This window comes from Arthrobacter sp. UKPF54-2, from assembly GCF_007858535.1.
Lineage (GTDB): Bacteria > Actinomycetota > Actinomycetes > Actinomycetales > Micrococcaceae > Arthrobacter.
The window spans coordinates 1,750,948-1,771,219 of record NZ_CP040174.1 but is presented as its reverse complement, the minus strand read 5'-3'; the positions used below and the strand labels follow the sequence as shown (position 1 = coordinate 1,771,219).

The window sequence follows — 20,272 nt, the reverse complement described above, 5'->3', positions numbered from 1 at the left end:
GGCGGGTCCCGCGGCTAGGCCTGGCTGCCGTCCCCGGGCGCGTCCGGCTCGTCCTCGGAGGGCTTGAAGTCGCGGCGGATGTTGGCCACGCCCTCCGGATCGATTTCGAAGCCGTAGACGGCGCCGGGGTTGATGACCATGCCGAGCTCGTCGCCGAGGTTGCCGATGATCGCCGAGCCCTGGGTGCCGAGCACGTTCGGGGCCGCGGCGAGGTACTGCTCTGTGACGCGGCTCGGGTGCGAGAAGACGGCCAGCACCGGCTTGCCGGCGGAGTTCGCCAGCACCAGCGGCTCGACCTGGGAATCGGGGCCCTCGATCGTATCGGAGCTGACGATGTACACCTCGTTGTTCAGGAAGGCCAGGATGACGTCCACCGGGTTGGCGTCCGGCTGTTCCCCCCGGGCGAGCATCTCTTCGAGGTCGTTGAGCGGCTGGTTGTCCAGGTGTGCGGGCTGTTCAGTCATGTTCCTACTCGATCACGTCCCGCTCTGGTCCGCAATTCCTTCCCCGCCCGGCCGGCCCACTCGCGGGTTCCGTCCACGCCCGGTGTTTGCACACAGCGAGCCCGGCCGAAACCCGCGAGCGGACGGGGATTTCAAGGCTCCAGCAACCGCAGCAGCCTTGCTTTTAGCTCGTGCTCACGAAACAGGTCCCGCCATTCGATACGGATGAATTTCCAGCCCATTTCCATCAGGGCTTTCTCACGGCGCCGCTCCGCAAAGATGACCTCGGCGGTGGGCGCGTAGTCGAAATATTTGCGCTGGCCGTCAAACTCCAGTGCGACCCGGCTCTCCGGCCACGCACAGTCCAGCCTGCAGGTCCCCAGCCTGGTCCGGACCTCGAGCTGCAGCACCGGCGGAGGGAGCCGAAGTCTCCGGATCAGGTCGCGGGCGAGGGTTTCACCCGGTGACTCGGACAGCGGGTCCGCATGGGAGAGGACCTTTTTCAGCGTCGCGACACCCGGCGCGCCGCGGAGCCGGGCGCACTCCGCCTCCAGTGCCCCGCGGTCGGCCCCGAGTCGCAGGGCATGATCCATCAGAATCAGCCCCTGGGAGTAGTTCAGGACGAGGCAGCTGTCCGCGGCCGTTCTGGCCAGCGACGTGACGCGATGACCTTGCAAGTGCACGACGTCGTCGGGGGCCAGCGGCCGGGTATGTGCCTTCACGTCGTTCGCGTGGCCGCCGGCCGACGGGAGAAACGGCACCGTGAGGTGAATAGTGTCGCCCACTTGCCATAAGCAGAGCCCGTGGAGCCGGGCAGCCGTGGTGTGACTGAACACGTAGGCGCCCGTTGAGCTCGTCAGGCAACGGTGGGCGTAGGCCTCGATCCGGCAGCGCGAGGCACCGTCCGCTTCGAGCCTTGCCCAAAAGGACCGGCGGACGTAGCAGCCGCGGCGGAGCCGGACCAATACGCCTGCCCGGGTCAACTGCAGGATCTGCCGTGCGGACAGGCCTCGGTCCAGCAGTTCCTCGGTGCGCCAGAGATTGGCGGCTTCGGGAAGCTTCGCTGCCAGGGCTGCTGCCGGGGGCTCTTGGACCGTGGCTGAAGGGCCTGACTTCGCAAAACCGGCCCACTCTGCGGCGAGGGGATCCTCAGGCTCGGCGACGGGGTATGCCATGATGCCAGCCTGCCGCCGCCGCTACGCATCCGAAAGTCGGTGAACCACGTATGTGAACAACGGCTCGCGGGTTCCGTCCGCCGTCGCCGTCTTCTGACGTCGAGCGGGAAAGGAACCCGCGAGCGGGAGGTAAACGCGCTTACTTTTTCGCGGGGGCCTTCTTGCGGGCCGGGGCCTTGCGCGCCGTCGTCGTCCGCTTGACCGGGCCCTTGGCGCGCTTCTCGGCGAGAAGTTCAACGGCCTGTTCCCGGGTCAGTTCCTCGATGGAGGTGGACCGCGGCACGGTTATGTTGGTGATGCCGTCGGTGATGTACGGGCCGAAGCGGCCTTCCTTCACCACGATGTTCTTCTCCGAGACCGGGTCCGGACCGAACTCGGCCAGCGGCGGGACAGCGGCGCGGGCACCACGCTGCTTGGGCTGGGAGTAGATCTCCAGTGCCTGCTCCAGCGTGATGGTGAAGATTTCCTCCTCCGACCCGATGGAGCGGGAGTCTGTGCCCTTCTTCAGGTACGGCCCGAACCGGCCGTTCTGCACGGTGATGGGGTTGCCTTCGGCGTCCTGGCCGAGCACGCGCGGCAGGCTCATCAGCTGCAGGGCCTCGTCCAGGGTGATGGTGTCCACGCCCATCGACGCAAACAGCGAGCCGGTGCGGGGCTTGGCCTTGACGGGCTTCTTGGGCGGCTTCGGCTTGCCGTTCTTGTAGTACTCGACCGGCTGGTTGGCGAGCTGTTCGTCGGTCATTTCGGGGATGACCTCGGTGACGTACGCACCGTAGCGGCCGTTCTTGGCCACGATGGTGTGTCCGGTGTGCGGGTCCGTGCCGAGCACGCGTTCCTCGGGCGCGGCGGTCTCCATCAGCTCGATGGCCTTGGCAGCGGTGAGCTCGTCCGGGGCCAGATCCTCGGGGACGTTGGCGCGGGCGGATTCGACGACCTCGCCGGTCTTAGGGTCCACGGTGGGGACCGAGCTTTCCAGGTACGGGCCGAACTTGCCGACCCGCAGCGTGATCCCGTCGGTGATCGGGATGGAGTTGATTTCACGGGCGTCGATCTCGCCGAGGTTGTTGACGATGCTCAGCAGCCCGGGCTCGGAATCGGCACCGAAGTAGAAGTGCTTGAGCCAGGCGGGTCCGGCCTCCTGGCCGTTGGCGATCTTGTCCAGGTCCGCTTCCATGTCGGCCGTGAAGTCGTAGTCCACATAGTCGTGGAAGTGCTGCTCCAGCAGCCGGATCACGGAGAACGCGATCCAGCTCGGGACCAGCGCGGAGCCCTGCTTCCGGACGTAGCCGCGGTCCTGGATGGTGGAGATCGTGGAGGCGTAGGTCGACGGGCGGCCGATGCCCTTCTTTTCCAGTTCCGCGGTCAGCGACGCTTCGGTGTAGCGCGGCGGCGGCGAGGTCTCATGCCCGACGGCGATGATCTCGGAGGCGGTGAGCGCGTCGTCCTTGGCCACGTTGGGCAGCCGGCGCGCTTCCTCGGAGTCCTCGTCCCCGCGGCTCTCGTCCTTGCCTTCTTCGTAGGCGGCGAGGAAGCCCGGGAAGGTGATCACGGTGCCGGAGGCGGAGAACTCCGCGTCCCTGCCGTCGGTGGCAACGGCGCCGAGGCGGATGGTCGCCGTCGAGCCCTTGGCGTCGGCCATCTGCGAGGCGACGGTGCGCTTCCAGATCAGCTCGTAGAGGCGGAACTCGTCGCCGGAGAGCTGCTTGGCGACCTGCGCCGGGGTGCGGAAGGAGTCACCGGCGGGACGGATGGCCTCGTGGGCCTCCTGCGCGTTGGCTGCCTTGCCGCTGTAGACGCGGGGCGAGGCCGGGACATACTCCGGACCGTACAGCTCCGAGGCCTGTCGCCGCGCGGCGGTGATGGCCTCGTTGCTCAGCGCGTTCGAGTCCGTACGCATATAGGTGATGTAGCCGTTTTCGTAAAGCCGCTGGGCCACCTGCATGGTGCTCTTGGAGGAGAAGCGCAGCTTGCGGCCGGCCTCCTGCTGCAGCGTGGAGGTGGTGAACGGCGCCGCGGGACGGCGGGTGTAGGGCTTCGTGTCGACGGAGCGGACCCGGAAGTCCGCGGTCTGCAGTCCGGCGGAGAGCGAGGTGGCGAGCTCCTCGTCGAGGTGCACAACGTTGCGGGAGGTCAGCTCGCCGTCGTCGTTGAAGTCCCGGCCGCTGGCGACCTTGGCGCCGTCGACGGAGGCAAGCTTGGCCTTGAAGGAGCCGGACTCGGCGCCGAACTGGCCGGTGAGGTCCCAGTAGGAGGCCGCTTTGAAGGCCATCCGTTCGCGTTCGCGGTCCACGACCATGCGGGTCACGACGGACTGCACGCGGCCGGCGGAGAGGCCGCGGGCCACCTTGCGCCAGAGCACCGGCGAAATTTCGTAACCGTACAGGCGGTCCAGCACGCGGCGGGTTTCCTGCGCGTCCACGAGGTCCTGGTCCACGTCGCGCAGGTTGTCCATGGCGCGGTGGATGGCTTCCTTGGTGATTTCACCGAAGGTCATCCGGTAGACCGGCACCTTGGGCTTGAGGACTTCCAGCAGGTGCCACGCGATGGCCTCGCCCTCGCGGTCCCCATCGGTTGCGAGGTAGAGCGCGTCGGCGCCCTTGAGCTGGGCCTTGAGTTCGGCGACCTTTTTCTTCTTGTCCGGGGACACCACGTAATACGGCTTGAAGTCGTGCTCGATATCGACGGCGAACTTGCCCAGCGGCGTTTTCTTCAGGTCTGCAGGGAGCTCCGAGGGCTGCGGAAGGTCGCGGATGTGACCGATGGAGGCCTCAACGATGAAGCCCTCGCCCAGGTACTTGGCGATGGTCTTGCTCTTGGCGGGAGACTCCACAATCACGAGTTTCTTGCCGGTGGGGGCCTTGCTTGGCACGGTGCTCCTACAGAAAAAGGTGGCTCGGGCAGATGCGCCCATACCCGCCTAGTTCACCATATTTTGCGGAATACCGCGCATCCGGGTGGAAATCCCAGGCTTCCCGCCACGTCTTACTGACGTCACAGGTCACTGTGTTCCCGGACGCCAAGGCGGTGCGGCATTTCAGGAAGCCGGCGCGGCCTTGCCCCGGTCGTCCGGAATCATGGACCACATGGTGGCCATCCGCTCCGCGCCCTCGGGCACCCGGTCCGGGTCCTCGAGCTCGTAGTCCTTCAGGAGGTCAAAAAGCCTCTCGTTCAGTTCCGCGCGCTGGGCGGGTGTCAGGTACAGCAGGTTGCTGGCCAGCACCACCGCGGACGGGCCCTCGGCCGTGTCGCCGGCCTCGCGCCGTTCATTGCGGGCCTTGGCGTACGCAAGAACCCGGCGGCGGTAGGCATCGAGTTCGAGGTCGACAACCGCGAGTTCCCCGCTGGCCACTCCCCCGAGCGAGTGGATGGTGAAGTCGGTGCCGGCGGCTTTCCAGCGGCGCTCCCGGGCGTCGCCGGCCGTGGCGGCCGGCACCACAATGCCCCACTTCTGCAGGGCGCGCAGGTGGTAGCTCATGGCACTGGGGGTCAGGCCGGTCTGGGCAGCCAGTTCAGTGGCGGTCCGGCTGACCTGGGTGGAATACAGCTCGGAAATCACCTCGAGCCTCGCGGCGTGGGCCAGGGCCCGGATCGCCTTCGGGTCGGTGATCTCGACCTTCTTCTCCGGACGCTGCCGTCGCTTGGCGGCCGGAGCGGCGGACAGTTCCGCCTTCGGGATTTCTGCATTCACGCTTCCAGTCTACCGACGCCCGCCAAACTATGAAAGAAATGCTTGACACTGTGATTCGGGGCGCGCTACCTTGCTACTTATGAAACAGATACTTCATAAAGGGCAGGGCGCCTCCGGCACCTCTCCGCTGTGGCGCAACCGCGACTTTCTGCTCGCCAGCAGCTCCCGGTTCCTCGCCACCGCCGGCATGGGCGCCGTCGTTGTCAGCATCATGCTGCACCTCCAGAACGTTTCGGCCGCCGGCCCGACGGCGGCTGCCGGGCCCTGGCTGGTGGCGGGCTACCTGCTGTGTTCGGCGCTGCCGCTGGTGGTGCTGGCGCCGTGGGCGGGCCGGCTGGCGGACACCCGGGACTCCCGCACGCTCGCGACGGCGGCCTCCCTGGTCAGCGCCGTCGCCGTGGCCGGGATGGGCGTCAGCCTGCAATTCACGGATCACCCCATCCCGGTGCTGTTCGCCCTGACCTTCCTGCTCGACGCCGCGCAGGCCGTGGCCGGCCCCACCTGGCAGGCGCTGCTGCCCCGGATCGTCGGCGAGGAACGCACCCCGCGTGCGATGGGCACCATGCAGGCCACCGTCATGATTGCGGGCATGGCCGGCCCGGCGGCGGGCGGGCTGCTCAGCGGCTGGGGCGGCTCGGGGTCCGTGTTCGGCGTCGCGAGCTGCTGCTATCTGGCCATGGGCGCCGGTGCGCTGCTGATCCGGACCCGGCGCGGCACCGCTGCGGAGCTCAGGGGCCGGGAAGCGCCGGCGCTGCTGGACGGCCTGCGGCTGGTCCGCGGGGACGCCCTGGTGTGGGCCCTGGTCCTCGGCGCACTGTTCTTTATCGTCGTGGGCGAGGCGACCAATGTGCTCGAGGTGTTCCTGGCCCGGGGCGAGCTGGGCGCCACCGAGACCCAGTACGGGCTGCTGGCGGCGGCCTTCGGACTGGGCATGGCGGCCGGCGCCGCCATGGCGGGGCGGATCACGACTGCGCCGGCCCGGCTGCGGGTGCTGCTGGTCTCGATGGTCCTGACCTCGGCCTTCCTGGGGGTGATGGCCCTGGTTCCCACCGTGGAGCTGCTTTTCGTGGCGTACACGGCGATGGGCATGGCCTGCGGCGCGCTGAACGCGTGCTTTGGGGCCATCGCGATCCTGCGCATCCCGGAAAGCGGGCGCGGCCAGGCGATGGCGATCATCGGCGGCATGACCCGCGCGGTGTCCATCGCCGCGCTGGCCATCGGCGGCCTGCTGGGCGCGCTGTTGCCGATCCGGCTGAGTTTTCTCATCACGGGCGCCGGCGGCGTGCTTGTAGCCCTGGCCGTCACCGCCTATGTGCTGCCCCGGTTCGGCCGCGAGGGCGCGGCCGCGCCGGCATCGGTTCCGGCGTCGGCGTCGGTCGCGCCCGCTGCGGTGCCCGGCTCAGGCGGGGAGCAGGAAGCCGTCGCGCACCAGGTTGGCCACCTCGTTGAGGAGTCCCTCGCGGAACGCCCCGCTGTCGTAGCCCTCGTACCCGCCCAGCAGGGCCTCAAGGGCGCCGATGATCTGCCCGACGGAGAGCTCGCCGTCGCACGCTGAGACAAAGCCGGCCAGCTCGGTGCTGAGCAGGTTGGTGCGGCGCAGCCCGGCGCCCTGGCGCAGCAGGATGACGCCGGGGTGTTCGGCGCCGGGACGCTGGTGCCGTTCCTCCGTGACGTCGTCGGCGACGAGCAGGTGCGCGGATTCCAGCTCGTGGGCGGCGAGCCAGTCGGCGCGCTCGACGGCGGCGCCCAGGTGCGGGCCGACGGGCTGTTCGATCGGGTAGCTGATCTCCTCGAAGCGGGAGATCACCGGCCGGGCGCCGGCCGCGGGTCGCCGCAGCCAGATCATCCCGAAGCCGATGGCCGCCACGTCCCGGGCCGCGAAGTCATTGAGGTAGGCGGCGTAGGAGTCTTGGTAGAGCCGCCGGTCGCGGGCCTCCGAGGCGTCCTGCAGCCACGTCTCGGCGTACTGCTCGGGGCTGACCTGCTCGCGCTGGATGAACCAGGCGTCCGCGTCCGGGCTGACCCAGGACTGCGGCCGGTCCGCCCACGCGGCGCCGGCCCGGATCTCCCAGTTGCCGAGCAGTTGGGCCGTTCCGCCGGGGCTCAGGACGGTCGGAAGGTCCCGCACCAGCGCGGCAACGATGTCGTCGCCCGGCAGGCCGCCGTCGCGGTAGGTGAACTGGTCCGCCGCGGCCTCCCCGGGGCTGCGCGGCGTGATCACGAACGGCGGGTTGGAGACCACCAGCTCGAACTCCTCCCCCGCCACGGGATCCAGCATCGAGCCCAGCCGCAGGCTCACCCGGGCCTCCAAGGCGGCGGGGTCAAGGTGCAGCGCCTCCGCGTTCAGCAGCAGGTTGAAGCGGGTAAACGCGAGCGCCCGGTCGGAGATGTCGGTGGCCGTGACGTGCTCGGCATGGTGCAGGAGGTGGAAGGTCTGGATGCCGCAGCCGGTGCCGAGGTCCAGGGCGCGGGCCACGTGCCGGCGGGCAGTGACCTGCACCAGGGTGGTGGACGCCTGCCCGATCCCCAGGACGTGGTCGTGGCGCAGCACGCCCGGGCGTTGGTGCGCGGCCAGGTCGCTGGCCACCCAGAGCTCGGCGCCGCCGCTGCTGACGGTATCTTCGCCCTGCGCGCCGTCGTCTGAACTGCCCTCCCAGCCATACGGGCGGAGGTCCACCTTTGCCTGCACCCGGCCTTCCCCGGCCGGCTCCACGAGGCCCAGCTCCAGCAGCCCCGCCGTGCGGATGCCCGGCAGGGCTGCGTCGAGGGTTCCGGCCGGCTGCGGCTCGGCCAGCAGCCAGAGGCGGACGACGGCGGCGAGCGCCGCCGTCGTCTCTTCGCCGGCGGCGGCTTCGGTGGCGATCAGGGCCGGGATGAGCTGGTCCCGGGCCAGCGCCGCGTGGGCGGCGGGCCCGAGCAGACCGGCGACGCCGTCGACCGTGTAGCCGGTCCGGCGCAGGTCCTCCGCGAGCGCCCGGAGCAGGTCCGGGAGGTCGCTGCGGGGAGCGTCGGGGGTGTTGCCGGACGTGAAGAGCGTTGAGGGGGTCACCGGACAAGTTTAGGCGCGGGCCTGCCCGGCGCGGGCCGGGGTCCGGGGTCCGGGGTAAGCGGTCCCGGGTCTGGCAGGGGCCGAGGCCTCAGAGGCGCTTCTGTGCGTAGGCCTGCAGCGCTTCCCGCACGAACGCCGCTCCGGCGGCGCCGCCATAGTTCGCGGCGAAGCGCGGATCCGCCACGTACATCTCGCCGAGGCCGGACACGTAGTCCTTTAGGTTCGCGCCGGCTGCGGCCGGGGTCCCCGGAATGGCGGTGAGCCACTCGACCTGGCGCCGGGCCAGGTCCTGCGCCTCCGGGCTGTCCGGGGCCGCACCCGATTCCGCCGCCGCGGCCCAGTCGTCGCTGAGCTGCCGGGACGCCCGCTTCCAGGCCTCCTTGTCCGCCGCACCCATGCCGCGCCACCAGGCGTCGCCCTGTGCGTAGGCGTCCTGGCCCCAGCGTTCCTCCACCTCCTTCTGGTACCGGGTGTGGTCGAAGCCGTCGAACATCTTCTCTGCCATGATTTCCTTTCCTGCCTGCACTGCCTCGATGGTGTGCTGGACCGACGCGATCTGCCGGGCCAGCCGGTCCTGCTCCTGCTTCAGCCACTCGAGGTGGCTTGCCAGCGCGGTTTCCGCCGGCCGCTCCTGGGCGAGGACCTCGGCGATCGCCGGCAGGCCCAGGCCGAGTTCGCGCAGGAGCAGGATGCGCTGCAGCCGGAGCAGGGCGGGCTGGTCGTAGTAGCGGTAGCCGTTGTCCCCGGTGCGGCTGGGCTTGAGCAGCCCGACGCCGTCGTAGTGCCGCAGCGTCCGGCTCGTGGTGCCGGCTAGCTTCGCGATCTGCTGGACGGACCACTCCACGACGTCTCCTCCCGCGCAGGCCGGTCTCTCCGGCCCGCTACAGCGAGCCTAAATGTTGACGCAGCGTCAAGGTCAAGCCTTGCCGGGCTAGCGTGGCCCGGGCCGGGCTAGCGTGAGCCGGGCCCGGCCGGGGAGGGACGCTGGAGCCGGTAAGTTGGAGGCATGCTTTTAGCTCCCCCGCTTCCGGCCCGCCCCCGCGTGTTCCGGCGCGTCCTCGCTGCGGCGGCCGGTGCCGCCGTCGTACTCGGCGCCTCGGCGTGCTCCCCTGCCGGCTCCATCGAATCCGCCAACGTGGAGACCTGGAAAGCCACCGCATTGCCGCCGGCCGGCAGGGTTGTCCTGGCAGATGCGGGCAAGATCCTGAACCGGGATCCGATCGCCCGGGAGGCCTCCGTCACGGCCGGCAGCTACACCCTCACCATGACCTGCGACGGCGGCGGCAAGGAGTTCTTCGCCGTCGCCCTCGACGGCACGCGGCTGACGGAGGCCGGAGCCGCCTGCAACGGGAGCCGGGAAACCGCCAGGATCAAGATTCCCGCCGCGGGCCGGCTGACGATCAGCGCCTCCAGCGTGGACGCCCCGCTCATCTTTGCCTACCAGCTGGTGCCCGCCAGCTGAGCGGGGCCGCGGACCGTGGGGGCGGCCGGCCCTGCTGGGCCGAAGCCCCGGCGTTCCGGGCCGATCGGCTCTGGTCCGGCGCCGCGGCCGGGCCTACAGTCGGAGTATGCCCCCCGCGCAGGCACCCCGGCCGCAGCGGTCGCGCGGCGCAGTTGCCGCCGTCGCGCTTGCCGCCGTAGTGGCCTGCGGGCTGTCGGCTTGCGAGTATGAGTACGACGACGGGCTGTCCGCCGACGACCTGCCGTCCCCGTCGGTGACCTATACCGACGCGGCGCTACCGCAGGATCCCGCCATGAACCAGCCGGTGACCGGGGCGGACCTGAACCACTGGGTCGCGGAGGTGCTGCCGGAGATCCATGGCCAGGTTTTTCACACCGGCTACGGGCTGCTGGACGCCGGGGCCACACGCAACGAAACCACAACGCAGCTGCCGAGCGGGACCTACGCCCTGACGCTGGTCTGCCGGAGCACCCGGAGGGTGTCCTTCACCATCCGGAACCAGGAGAGCATCCTGGTGGATTTGAGCCTGCGGTGCGGCACCTCGCGGGTCAACGTGGTCCAGCTCTCCGCGGACACGGTGCTGAGTGTCCGGATCGAGTCGCTGGCGCCGGCGAACTTCGCCTACCGCGTCAGCCGGCTCTGAATCCTGGCCTCAGGCGGCGCAGCCGTCCGGGCAGCGCAGCGTCGCCGGGTCCGAGGCGCAGTCGGCGCAGTAGAGGGTCAGGGTGCGGCAGCTCGGGTTGGAGCAGTTCTCGAATTTGCTCGTGGGCATTTCGCAGCGGACGCACTGGCCGATCGTTTTGGCGTCCTCGCTGAACTCGAGGTGCATGCGCTTGTCGAAGACGTAGAGCGATCCTTCCCAGAGTCCCTGGTCCTTGAACGCCTCGCCGTAGCGGACGATCCCGCCGTCGAGCTGGTAAACCTCTTTGAAGCCGCGGTTGACCATGAGGCTGGAGAGGACCTCGCAGCGGATGCCGCCGGTGCAATAGGTGACCACCGGCTTGTCCTTGAGGGCATCGTACTTGCCCGAGTCGAGTTCCTTGATGAAATCGTGGGTGGTCGCAACATCGGGGACCACCGCGTCCTTGAACTTGCCGATTTGGGCCTCGAAGCCGTTGCGTCCGTCGAAGAACACCACCTCGTCGCCGGCCTGCTTCTTCTCCTCGACCAGCCGGTGCAGTTCCTCGGGGGCAAGGTGTGTGCCGCCGCCGACGACGCCGTTTTCGTCCACCTTGAGCTCTCCGGGGGCGCCGAAGGAGACAATCTCCTCGCGTACTTTCACGCTGAGCCGGGGGAAGTCCTCGGCCCCGCCGTCGGACCATTTCACGTCGATCCCACGGAAGCCCTTGTATTCGCGGGTCGTCTTGACGTACTGCTTGACGGCCCCGATCTCGCCGCCGACCGTGGCGTTGATGCCGTCTTTGGAGATGATGATCCGGCCGATCAGCCCGTATTTCTCGCAGAGGGCCCGCTGCCAGAGCCGGACGGCGTCCGGGTCCGCGATCGGGGTAAAACCGTAGAAGAGCACAATTCGATTCACGTATTTAAGCGTACTGGGCGGGGCAAAACGCGGCGCAGGCCCCGGTGTGGACCGTTGTGGATCGTTGGGCGGCACGGTCCTGGAGGGCCGCAGTGGAGTCACAATTGCGTAAGCAAGCGCCGTCACGGAACCCGGCCCCTGTTGCTTGTGGCGGGGCTGGAATACGCTCATCTCATGAGTCTTGACGCCATGGTTGAAGACACCACCCACCTCCTTGAGGTCTGGGTTGCCGGGTGGGCCGGTTGCCGGGGTTACGAGACCCGCAGGGAGGGCCGTTTCCCTGCGGCGCTGAGAGCGGACACCACCCACGAATGGGAGTATTTCGCCCATGATCCCTCGGATTCGGAGTTTGCTGACCTGGCCGTCAAGACCGCCGAGGTCCCGGCCCGGATCCTCACGATCCTCACCAACAATGTGCCCCGCTACACGTCCCTGGCCGCGCAGCACGGGCTGAACGTCACCTCCGCGACGCAGACCATGATGATCGTGGACATGGAGACCCAGGACGCCGAGGACCCCTGGCTTCCGGACGACGACCTCAGGTGGGTGCCCTCAACCGCGGGCGGCGTGCACCACGCCGTCGTCTATGCCGGCGACGAGGTCGCTGCCAGCGGGCGGGTGTTCGTCGCCGACCACACCGCCGTCTTCGACCGGATCGTCACGGAACCCGGCTTCCAGCGTCGGGGGCTCGGCAGTTTCATCATGCGGGCCTTGGCCGCGCAGGCCTTCGAGCACGACGTCGAAGGCGGACTCCTGCTGGCCTCGCTGGACGGCCAGCAGCTGTACTCACATCTGGGCTGGACCACGGTGTGCCACGTGCTGATGCTCTCTTCCTCGGATGAGGGCGCCGACCTTTCCGTGGAGTGAAGCCGATTCCTGCCCGGGAGTGAGGGCGAATCCCGTCCCTGCACGCGGGTCCGGCCACGCGGGTCCCACTATGCAGGGGCGCCCGCCTGGCGATTTGAGCCCGGGTGAAACAATGTTGGAGTGAATCCCCATGAGTCCCTGATCCCGTTGCTGGGCCGCGGCCCGGACCCGGAGCAGCTGCGGCATGTGCGGACGATCCCGGCACGGATGGCCGTCAATGAGCCGTGGCCGGAGTGGGTCCATCCGGATCTGGTGCAGGCCTACGGCTCGCTCGGCATTCACGAGCCCTACCGTCACCAGGTGCAGGCTGCCGACCTGGCCCACGCGGGCGAACACGTGGTGATCGCCACCGGCACCGCCTCGGGCAAGTCCCTCGCCTACCAGCTGCCGGCGCTGGACGCGGTCCACCGCTCCGAGCTGCGCGTCCTGGCCGATCCCGGCAAGATCCACGACGACGGCGCCGTGACGCTCTACCTCTCTCCCACCAAGGCCCTGGCCGCCGACCAGCTGGCCGCCATCCGCTCGCTCAAGCTGCCCACCGTCCGTGCCGAAACGTACGACGGCGACACCGACCCTGCTTCACGGCGCTGGATCCGGGACCACGCCAACGTGATCCTGGCCAATCCCGACATGCTGCACTTCGGGATCCTCCCAAACCACGCCTGGTGGGCCCGGTTCTTCCGCCGGTTGCGCTACGTGATTGTGGACGAGGCGCACAGCTACCGCGGTGTCTTCGGCTCGCACGTGGCCAACCTGATGCGCCGGCTGCGGCGGATCTGCGCCTACTACAGTCCCGGCGCCGGCCATCCGGGGCCCGTGTTCATTGCCGCCTCGGCCACCGCGTCCGATCCGGGAACGTCCTTCGGCCGGCTCATCGGCGCCCCCGTCCGGGCGGTGTCCGAGGACTGCTCGCCCCACGGGGCCACCACCGTGGCGTTCTGGGAACCGGCCCTGACGGAGCTGCGCGGCGAGAACGGGGCCAAGGAGCGCCGGACCGCCGTAGCCGAAACCTCGGACCTGCTGGCGAACCTGGTTTCCTCCCGGATCCGGACCATCGCGTTCATCAAGTCCCGGCGCGGGGCCGAGACGATCGCCTCCATCACCAAACGCCTCCTGGACGAAGTGGACCCGAGCCTGCCGCAGCGCGTGGCGGCCTACCGTTCCGGGTACCTGCCGGAGGAACGGCGGGCGCTGGAAAAGGCGCTGCGCTCCGGCGAGCTGCTGGGCGTTTCCAGCACCTCGGCGCTGGAACTGGGCATCGACATCTCCGGCCTCGACGCGGTCCTGGTCGCCGGCTGGCCGGGCACCCGCGCGTCGCTGTTCCAGCAGATCGGCCGGGCGGGCCGCGCCGGGCAGGATGCCATCGCCGCGTTCGTCGCCAGCGACGACCCGCTCGACACGTACCTCGTGAACCACCCCGAGGCGATCTTCGACGTCTCGGTGGAGGCCACCGTCTTCGACCCCTCCAATCCGTATGTGCTGGGACCCCACCTGTGCGCGGCCGCGGCGGAGCTGCCGCTGGGGTATGCGGAGCTGGAGCTGTTCGGCCCGACCGCCGAGAAACTGCTGGACCAGCTTGTCGCCCAGGGCTACTTGCGCAAACGTCCCGCCGGTTGGTTCTGGACCCACCCGCAGAGCGCGGCGGCCATGGTGAACCTGCGGGCGGACGGCGGCGGCCCGGTGAGCATCATGGACGCCGACACCGGTTCGCTGCTCGGCACCATGGATTCGCCGCAGACGCACTACCAGGCGCACACCGGCGCCATCTACGTCCATCAGGGCGAAAGCTATGTCGTTGAGGACCTGAACGAAGGCGAACACTGCGTCGTGGTGCGGCGCGCCAACCCCGACTACTACACGACGGCGCGGGACGTGACCCAGATCGAGGTCCTGGAGACGCTCCGCACGACGCAGTGGGGTGACGTTGCGGTGCACTTCGGCGATGTGAAAGTGACGACACAGGTGGTCTCCTTCCAGCGCAAGGCGCTGATTTCAAACGAGATCCTCGGCGAGGAACCGCTTCAACTGGGGGCCCGGGACCTCTTCACCAAGGCCGTCTGGTTCGTGATGGACAACAGGTCCCTGACGGGCGCCGGGCTGATCGAGGCGCAGTTCCCCGGCGCCTTGCACGCCGCCGAGCACGCCGCCATCGGGTTGCTGCCGCTGGTGGCGTCCAGCGACCGGTGGGACATCGGCGGGGTCTCCACGGCCATCCACGCCGACACCGGAGTCCCGACGATCTTCGTCTACGACGGCCACCCGGGCGGAGCCGGCTTCGCCGAGCGGGGCTACGACAAGGCCCGGGTGTGGCTCGCCGCGACGCGCGATGCGATCAGAGCCTGCGAATGCGAGTCCGGCTGCCCGTCCTGTGTCCAGTCCCCCAAATGCGGCAACAAGAACAACCCGCTGGACAAGGACGCCGCCGTCACGCTGATCGAGATGCTGCTGACCGACGCCACGGACTTGATGGGGGGCCCTGCCGGGGAGTCGGCAAGTCCGGTCGCGGGGGCCGCAGGCCCGGTGGCCAGCCCCGCCGGGTAGGCGGCGTTGCCGGGTGGACCGGCAGCCTGAGGCCAGGCGGGCCGGGCGATCCGGAGGGGCCAGCAGCCCGGACCGGCGGGAGGCGTTACGCGTCGCCGGTCCCCGGCGGTCCGCGGGCCGGCTCCGGCGCCCCGTCTTCCACTGCCGGCGGCGGTCCCGCCCGGGCAAGCCCCGTAGCCGACCCGAACATGCCGTGGAAGGGGAGTTCCGTCCGGACCTGGACGGTGCCGGATGCCACCGAACAACTCACTAACCGGGCGCCGTGCCGCCCCGCGACCTCGGCGGCGACCGCGCACGGTTCCCCGGGGCTGAGGCCGCGGGCGGCGTCCGCCGCCGCGAGCGCCGCCAGATCCGCCGCCGAGGCGGCCTTCGTGGCCAGCACCGCGGCCTGGGCCAGCAGCACCACGGCGCTCACTGCCAGCAGCAGCATCAGCCCGAGGCCCACGGCGAGGACGGTGCCCGCGCCGAGCTCGGAGTTCCGTACGGGGACGGCCATCATGCATCCCTGCTCAGGCCAAGAGGCGCGGTTGATGGCGCGGAGAGCGCCGCGGCAACCGTGGACTCACGCCGCGCCCAGGCCTTCGCCGTGAGGGTCCACGGGATCAGGGGAGCAGCCGCTCCGCTGACGGTTCCGGACACCGTAACGCTGAGCCAGATGCCGTCGACAGTCACTGTTGACCGCGCCGAATCCCCGGCGAGCTGCCGGACGATACCACCAATAGCACCGGCGTCCTCACCGCGGGCGAGCGCCCGGGCGCCGGCCCGGGCCGCCTCCTCGAGCCGGAGTTGCGTCAGCCCGGCCGCCGAACCGGCCAGCAACAGTCCAAGGACCAGGAGGACGGCCGGTAACGCCACGGCGAACTCGGCCGTCACGGCGCCCCGGCACCCTTGCCCGCCCCGGTGGCCAAGACTTTCCGCGCCGGGCCGGGGCACTGGCCGCAGGGTTCCCGGAAGTTTGGAGCCGCGGGAGCGTCGCGGCGGGGCTGATGCACCCCGCGGCGCGCCGTTCACGGCAGCGCGAGGGCCGTGCGGATGATGTTCAGCAGGAACCCCCGCACCTCGTCGCTGCGCATGATGAGCACCAGCAGGCCGGCAAACCCGACGGCGGCGAGGGTGGCGATGGCATACTCGGCGGTCGCCATCCCCGCTTCCGAATGGCGGAGTTTCCGCTGCCGGCGGGCGGGCCTGGGAAAGACCTGCACCGGCGGCGCCTGCCGGGCGCCCGGGTAGATTTCGCGTACGTCCGCGGTTCCGATTTCCTCGGACGCGCGGTCAGTGCCGGCGGGGGCGTTTCGGTGGAAAGTCATGAGCGTTCCTCTCGGGAGATTCCGGCACGGTAACCGGCTGATTCCAATGTCGGGGGCGCGGTCCAACAGCGGTAAGAGTGCTGTGGGCCCAAGTGGATAAGTCCGGCTGTGGAGGAGAAGTCGCGGCACGGCGCCCCTGCGGGAGCGGTCTGGCGGCGGCCAGTTCCAGTGGCCGGTGGTGCACCGGCGGCGGCCGCGGTTCCCGAGTTGGTCGGGCCGCGGTTCCTCGGAGCGCCGGGACTCACGTACCCGGGGGCAGAAGTGCAAGCAACACCGGCACGATGCCCAGGCAAACGAAGGCGGGCAGCGAGCAGAGCCCCAGCGGGATGACCAGCTTCACGCCCAGCGCGGCGGCGTGCCGCTCGGCGTCCCGGAACTGCTCGCGGCGCAGCCGGGCCGCCTGCGCGTAAAGGATGGCCGCTGAGGGCACTCCGGTTTTCGCCGCGAAATCCAAGGCCTCCTTGAGTGCCAGCACCGGGGCGGGAACGGGACCGGAGCCCCGCCAGGCGGTCTCCCAGTCGGCGCCGATTGCAAGGGCGGAGACGACAGGCACCAGCGGTCGGCGGATCTCTTCGGAGGCGTGCCCGGCGATCAGGTCCAGCGAGCGGCCGAGCCCGGCGCCGGTGTCCAGCATGGCGCCGATCAGTTCCAGCATCAGCGCCGGATCCCGGAGCCCGAGGTCCGGGCCCGCCGGGTGGCCGCCGCCCTTGACGCGGCCGGCCGATTTCCCGGGCCGGTGCGGGTCCTGTGTCCTCCAGCGCCGGCCCGACCTCCGCCGGTCCGTGGCCGCCACGACCACCGCCGCGGCCAGCAGGACGGCAACTGCGAGACTGCCCGGCTGCGGGATCACGGCTGCCGCCCGGCCGCGGCCCGGACGAGGCGGGCGGACCAGATCCGGCCGGCCGCGGTGAGGGCCAGCCCTGCGCCGAGAGCCGCCATCCCCCAGGGAGTGCCGAGGAGGACGGCCCAGGGATCCACGCCGAGCAGTACCCCGATTCCGAGCCCCAGGAAGGGCAGCCAGGTCAGGATGCGGACCGTGGCTTTGGGCCCGGCGAGGGCAGTCCTTCGGGCAGCCCGGGCATCGCCCTCGGATTCCAGGTGCGCGGCGAAGCGCGTCAGGACGTCGGCCAGCGGGCAGCCGCTTGCCTCGGCGACGTCGAAGCACGCGGCAAGTTCCATCCAGACCGCCCGTTCCCTCCGGTCGGAACCCCGGGGGCGGCCTCGTCCATGGTCCGGGGAGGCCCGCCTGCGGATCGCCGCGGCCACCGGTGATCCCCGCAGCGCCGCAGCCCGGGCGGCGGCCAGGATGTCGCGCGAGGTCGCACCCGCGCCGCCGGCCTGGGCTGCCGCGCCGTGGGGCTGGCCGGAGCCGTCCGGCGGGAAGCCTGCCGGCGACGGGTCCCCGTAGAGCTGCCACAGGTCCTCCCACAGCTGGGCAGGCGTCCGTCCGCCCTTAAGCAGCGCAGCCAGCTGTTGCGCGAGCACGGTCATGGGAACCTCCGAGGCGGCTGCCCGCCCGCCGGGCCTCAGTGCCCAGCGTGCCCGCCAGCCGCGCGGGAGAATAGCGGCGGTGTCCGGCAGGCGCCCAGCCCGAGGAACGGCGAGGACCCTCCGCAGTCGCGGGCCGGGGCCACCGGGCGGCGCGAAAACCAGCCAGAGCGCCAGCGCCAGGATTCCGGTCAGGGCGGCGGTCATGGCCGGCCTGGGGCCACGCCGGGCCGGACAGTTCCGGCGGCGCCAGGACAGCCTGGCACGGCAGCCGGATCCATGCCGAGGCGGGACGCCAGCCCCGGCCAGGCTGGACCGGACATGACCGAGCCGTCAATCGTTTCCAAGGCCGACTGGACGGCCAGTTCAGATCCGTTGTCCCCGACCAACCCGACGGACGCTACTCGCCTGCCGTGACGGGCCCGTTCCAGGTGGACAATGACGTCGAGGGCGCTGGCCGCCTGGAGCCGGACGGCGTCGGGCCCCATTCCCGCGAGTGCTCCCAGGGCCGTCAGCCGGGCCGGGACCGCGGCGGCAGTGTTGGCATGGATGGTCCCGCCGGCACCGGTGTGCCCGGTGTTCATCGCGGAGAGCAGTTCCCGGACCTCCGCGCCGCGGCACTCCCCCACCACCAGCCGGTCGGGACGCATCCGCAGTGCCTGCCGGACCAGCTCCCCGAGATCGACGGCGCCGCCGCCCTCGAGGTTGCTGTGGCGGGACTCCAGCGACACCACGTGCGGATGAACGGGGTTCAGTTCCGAGGCGTCCTCGATCAGGACGAGCCGCTCCCCCGGCCGGCACAGGCCCAGGAGGGTCGCCAGCAGTGTCGTCTTGCCCGACCCCGTCGCGCCGCTGACCAGGAAGCTCAGGCGGCACGCCACCATGCGTTCCAGCACCTCCTTCACGAGGGGGCCGAACATGCCGGTACGGCCGAGCTCGTCCAGGGAGAAGACCGACCCGCGCCGGATCCGCACGCTCAGCAGCGTTCCGGCCGTGGAGATCGGCGGCAGCACCGCGTGGACCCGATACCCGCCTTCGAGCCTGACATCCACGCAGGGCGAACCGTCGTCCAGCCGGCGTCCGCCGGCGGCCACCAGCCGGGCCGCCAGGGCCCGGACCTCGGCCTCGCCGGCAAAGGTAACCGGGGCGCGTTCGAGCCCGCGGCCGCGGTCCAGCCACACCGAGGCCGGGCCGTTGACGAAGATGTCGGTCACGAGCGGGTCGCGCGTCAACGGCTGCAGCGGTCCCAGCCCGTTCAGTTCGGCGCTGATGCTTTCGACGGCGGCCAGCGACCCGGCGGTGCCGAGGAGCCTGCCGCTGGCTTGCACGGCTGCGGCCACGCGGGTCGGCGTGACCGGGCCGGCGTCGGCCATGACCGATTCGCGGACCGCTTCAAGCAGCAACGCATCCACCCGCCGCTGGGGGCCGCGCAGCTGCCGGCGGAGCCGTGGTTTCTCCGGGTCCGGCGGGTCGGGCGCCAGCAGCGAACTCACGGGAACCCGTCCGCGCCGAAGGCCAGCACTCCCTCGGTGAAGCGTTGCACGCTGCGCCGTCCGCCGGCGTCCAGCAGGCGCCCGAGTTCCGTGGCGGCGGCCGTGCCCCGGACCTCGGGCAGGATGGCCTGCACGGGGAGCCCCACGGCTTGGGAAATAAGCTGGTAATCGAAAGCGACCCCGGGTTTCGTCCGGATCACCAGCGCCGTCTCCACCGCCGGCAGCTCCGGCACCAAACGGGCGGCTGCCACCGCGGCCCGGAGCTGGGCGGGCAGCACAACGACAAGGCGGTCGCACTCCCAGGCGAAGGTCCGCAGCGGCTCGAGTCCGCGCCCGATGTCCAGCACCACCAGCTCATAGCAGCGACGCGCGGCGTCGAGCACCCCGGCGACCGCGGCCGTGTCGATGGCCGGCGGCCGTTCCCGGGTGCCCGGCCAGGACAGAAAAGAGAACCCGCCCGCTTCGGGCAGCGCCTCGTGGAGCTGGTCCGGGTCGATGCTGCCGCTGGCGTCGGCGAGGTCCGGCCAGCGGAGCCCGGGCTCCTCTTCGGCAGCGAGGGCCAGTTCGAGACCGCCGCCCCACGGGTCTCCGTCGATCAGGAGGACTCTGGCGCCGAGGCCCGCGGCGGCCTGGGCCAGCCAGATCGCGGCGGTGGTGGCCCCGGCGCCGCCGCAGCCGCCAATGACGCCGAGGACATGCCCGCCCGGATCCGGGGCGTGCGATCGGCTGAGGTACTCGGCTAGCCAAGGTCCGCCCTCGGGCAGGACGGCCACCCGTTCGGCCCCCAGGACCGCGGCCAGCTGCCAGAGGCCGTCCCCCTCGCCGTGCAGTCCCACCAGAACTGCCGGTGCACGGCGCCGGATCGGGAGTTCCCGGACGTCACTGCCGACGAGCACGGCACCGGCAGTGTCCCAGTACGGGGCCGCCTCCGTGGCATCGCGGGCCAGGCTCAGCTGGCGCCCGGCCGCGGCGACGATGCGCTCCACTTCGGCGCGCAGGACCTCGGAGGCCGTGACGAGCAGTGTCTCCGCCGCCCCTTCGGGAAGCCACGACCCGGGGGTGGCCGCAGGGTCCGGTCCCGACTGGGGCCCTGCCCTGGACACGGACTGCCGGGACGGGCGGTGTCCGGCAACTGGCTCGGGTAGTTGATGCCTGCTCATGTCACCACGTTGGGGGCTACGGACGCTGTTCTTGCCCGAGGTCTTCGGCTATGTGGAAA

The 20,272-nt window shown here is 70.5% G+C and carries 18 protein-coding genes and 1 pseudogene; 5 read left to right on the top strand and 14 right to left on the bottom strand.

Annotated features, from left to right (window positions below):
* Nucleotides 1–14: 14 nt before the first annotated feature.
* The 4 genes from E7Y32_RS08075 to E7Y32_RS08060 all read right to left on the bottom strand — a co-directional run bounded on the left by E7Y32_RS08075 (nucleotide 15) and on the right by E7Y32_RS08060 (nucleotide 5,306).
* Complete coding sequence (locus tag E7Y32_RS08075) at nucleotides 15–464, bottom strand: SseB family protein (RefSeq protein ID WP_146336676.1); 450 nt, start codon at nucleotides 462–464, stop codon at nucleotides 15–17.
* A 131-nt stretch (nucleotides 465–595) separates the two neighbouring features.
* Nucleotides 596–1,618, bottom strand: coding sequence for a type IV toxin-antitoxin system AbiEi family antitoxin domain-containing protein (locus E7Y32_RS08070; RefSeq protein WP_146336675.1), 1,023 nt, complete (start codon nucleotides 1,616–1,618; stop codon nucleotides 596–598).
* 139 nt (nucleotides 1,619–1,757) lie between these two features.
* Nucleotides 1,758–4,487 carry a type I DNA topoisomerase gene (gene topA / locus E7Y32_RS08065; RefSeq protein ID WP_146336674.1) on the bottom strand — a complete coding sequence of 910 codons (2,730 nt, stop codon included), beginning with the start codon at nucleotides 4,485–4,487 and terminating at the stop codon, nucleotides 1,758–1,760.
* 165 nt (nucleotides 4,488–4,652) lie between these two features.
* Nucleotides 4,653–5,306 carry a helix-turn-helix transcriptional regulator gene (locus E7Y32_RS08060; protein ID WP_146336673.1) on the bottom strand — a complete coding sequence of 218 codons (654 nt, stop codon included), beginning with the start codon at nucleotides 5,304–5,306 and terminating at the stop codon, nucleotides 4,653–4,655.
* A gap of 79 nt (nucleotides 5,307–5,385) precedes the next feature.
* On the opposite strand from E7Y32_RS08060, the pseudogene E7Y32_RS08055 reads away from it, so the two are divergent.
* Nucleotides 5,386–6,588: pseudogene (locus E7Y32_RS08055) on the top strand (MFS transporter); the annotation flags it as partial.
* Between the two features lie 117 nt (nucleotides 6,589–6,705).
* Here E7Y32_RS08055 and E7Y32_RS16400 read toward each other — a convergent pair.
* Nucleotides 6,706–8,355: a methyltransferase gene (locus E7Y32_RS16400; RefSeq protein WP_146336671.1), complete on the bottom strand. Its 1,650-nt coding sequence runs from the start codon at nucleotides 8,353–8,355 to the stop codon at nucleotides 6,706–6,708.
* 88 nt (nucleotides 8,356–8,443) lie between these two features.
* Entirely contained in the window at nucleotides 8,444–9,199 is a 756-nt protein-coding gene (locus tag E7Y32_RS08045) for a MerR family transcriptional regulator (protein ID WP_146336670.1), read from the bottom strand.
* A 162-nt stretch (nucleotides 9,200–9,361) separates the two neighbouring features.
* Between E7Y32_RS08045 and E7Y32_RS08040 the strand changes: the two genes are divergently transcribed.
* Together E7Y32_RS08040 and E7Y32_RS08035 are read left to right on the top strand one after the other, a co-directional pair.
* The gene (locus tag E7Y32_RS08040) at nucleotides 9,362–9,817 is read left to right on the top strand and encodes a hypothetical protein (protein ID WP_146336669.1); all 456 of its coding nucleotides are present in this window, start codon (nucleotides 9,362–9,364) and stop codon (nucleotides 9,815–9,817) included.
* A gap of 106 nt (nucleotides 9,818–9,923) precedes the next feature.
* Nucleotides 9,924–10,460, top strand: a complete 537-nt coding sequence (locus tag E7Y32_RS08035; RefSeq protein ID WP_146336668.1) for a DUF6023 family protein — start codon at nucleotides 9,924–9,926, stop codon at nucleotides 10,458–10,460.
* 9 nt (nucleotides 10,461–10,469) lie between these two features.
* On the opposite strand, the gene E7Y32_RS08030 is transcribed toward E7Y32_RS08035, so the two are convergent.
* Nucleotides 10,470–11,357, bottom strand: a complete 888-nt coding sequence (locus tag E7Y32_RS08030) for a rhodanese-related sulfurtransferase (RefSeq protein WP_146336667.1) — start codon at nucleotides 11,355–11,357, stop codon at nucleotides 10,470–10,472.
* A 174-nt stretch (nucleotides 11,358–11,531) separates the two neighbouring features.
* On the opposite strand from E7Y32_RS08030, the gene E7Y32_RS08025 reads away from it, so the two are divergent.
* Both E7Y32_RS08025 and E7Y32_RS08020 read left to right on the top strand, forming a co-directional pair.
* A complete protein-coding gene (locus tag E7Y32_RS08025; protein ID WP_146336666.1) occupies nucleotides 11,532–12,224 on the top strand; it encodes a GNAT family N-acetyltransferase in 693 nt (230 codons plus the stop codon).
* 120 nt (nucleotides 12,225–12,344) lie between these two features.
* Nucleotides 12,345–14,765 carry a DEAD/DEAH box helicase gene (locus E7Y32_RS08020; protein WP_261382583.1) on the top strand — a complete coding sequence of 807 codons (2,421 nt, stop codon included), beginning with the start codon at nucleotides 12,345–12,347 and terminating at the stop codon, nucleotides 14,763–14,765.
* Nucleotides 14,766–14,850: 85 nt separating this feature from the next.
* On the opposite strand, the gene E7Y32_RS08015 is transcribed toward E7Y32_RS08020, so the two are convergent.
* The 7 genes from E7Y32_RS08015 to ssd form a co-directional block, all read right to left on the bottom strand.
* Entirely contained in the window at nucleotides 14,851–15,264 is a 414-nt protein-coding gene (locus E7Y32_RS08015; RefSeq protein ID WP_146336665.1) for an Rv3654c family TadE-like protein, read from the bottom strand.
* Nucleotides 15,261–15,638, bottom strand: coding sequence for a TadE family type IV pilus minor pilin (locus tag E7Y32_RS08010; protein ID WP_315897996.1), 378 nt, complete (start codon nucleotides 15,636–15,638; stop codon nucleotides 15,261–15,263). Before E7Y32_RS08010 ends, E7Y32_RS08015 begins: the two co-directional genes overlap by 4 nt.
* A gap of 134 nt (nucleotides 15,639–15,772) precedes the next feature.
* A complete protein-coding gene (locus E7Y32_RS08005) occupies nucleotides 15,773–16,072 on the bottom strand; it encodes a DUF4244 domain-containing protein (RefSeq protein ID WP_146336663.1) in 300 nt (99 codons plus the stop codon).
* 241 nt (nucleotides 16,073–16,313) lie between these two features.
* Nucleotides 16,314–16,922 carry a type II secretion system F family protein gene (locus E7Y32_RS08000; protein ID WP_395940445.1) on the bottom strand — a complete coding sequence of 203 codons (609 nt, stop codon included), beginning with the start codon at nucleotides 16,920–16,922 and terminating at the stop codon, nucleotides 16,314–16,316.
* Nucleotides 16,919–17,767 (bottom strand): type II secretion system F family protein, encoded by an 849-nt coding sequence (locus E7Y32_RS07995; protein ID WP_146336662.1) that lies wholly within the window; start codon nucleotides 17,765–17,767, stop codon nucleotides 16,919–16,921. Before E7Y32_RS07995 ends, E7Y32_RS08000 begins: the two co-directional genes overlap by 4 nt.
* A complete protein-coding gene (locus E7Y32_RS07990; RefSeq protein ID WP_186467078.1) occupies nucleotides 17,764–19,053 on the bottom strand; it encodes a TadA family conjugal transfer-associated ATPase in 1,290 nt (429 codons plus the stop codon). The genes E7Y32_RS07995 and E7Y32_RS07990 overlap by 4 nt, the downstream gene beginning before the upstream one ends.
* Nucleotides 19,050–20,213: a septum site-determining protein Ssd gene (gene ssd / locus E7Y32_RS07985; RefSeq protein ID WP_146336661.1), complete on the bottom strand. Its 1,164-nt coding sequence runs from the start codon at nucleotides 20,211–20,213 to the stop codon at nucleotides 19,050–19,052. The genes E7Y32_RS07990 and ssd overlap by 4 nt, the downstream gene beginning before the upstream one ends.
* Nucleotides 20,214–20,272: the final 59 nt, after the last annotated feature.

Excerpts from the sequence above, each read along its gene's own strand:
- E7Y32_RS08075 (WP_146336676.1), bottom strand. The coding sequence starts at position 464 with ATGACTGAACAGCCCGCACACCTGGACAACCAGCCGCTCAACGACCTC.
- E7Y32_RS08070 (WP_146336675.1), bottom strand. The coding sequence starts at position 1,618 with ATGGCATACCCCGTCGCCGAGCCTGAGGATCCCCTCGCCGCAGAGTGG.
- E7Y32_RS08040 (WP_146336669.1), top strand. The coding sequence starts at position 9,362 with ATGCTTTTAGCTCCCCCGCTTCCGGCCCGCCCCCGCGTGTTCCGGCGC.
- E7Y32_RS08035 (WP_146336668.1), top strand. The coding sequence starts at position 9,924 with ATGCCCCCCGCGCAGGCACCCCGGCCGCAGCGGTCGCGCGGCGCAGTT.
- E7Y32_RS08025 (WP_146336666.1), top strand. The coding sequence starts at position 11,532 with ATGAGTCTTGACGCCATGGTTGAAGACACCACCCACCTCCTTGAGGTC.
- E7Y32_RS08015 (WP_146336665.1), bottom strand. The coding sequence starts at position 15,264 with ATGATGGCCGTCCCCGTACGGAACTCCGAGCTCGGCGCGGGCACCGTC.
- E7Y32_RS08005 (WP_146336663.1), bottom strand. The coding sequence starts at position 16,072 with ATGACTTTCCACCGAAACGCCCCCGCCGGCACTGACCGCGCGTCCGAG.
- E7Y32_RS07995 (WP_146336662.1), bottom strand. The coding sequence starts at position 17,767 with ATGACCGCCGCCCTGACCGGAATCCTGGCGCTGGCGCTCTGGCTGGTT.
- ssd (WP_146336661.1), bottom strand. The coding sequence starts at position 20,213 with ATGAGCAGGCATCAACTACCCGAGCCAGTTGCCGGACACCGCCCGTCC.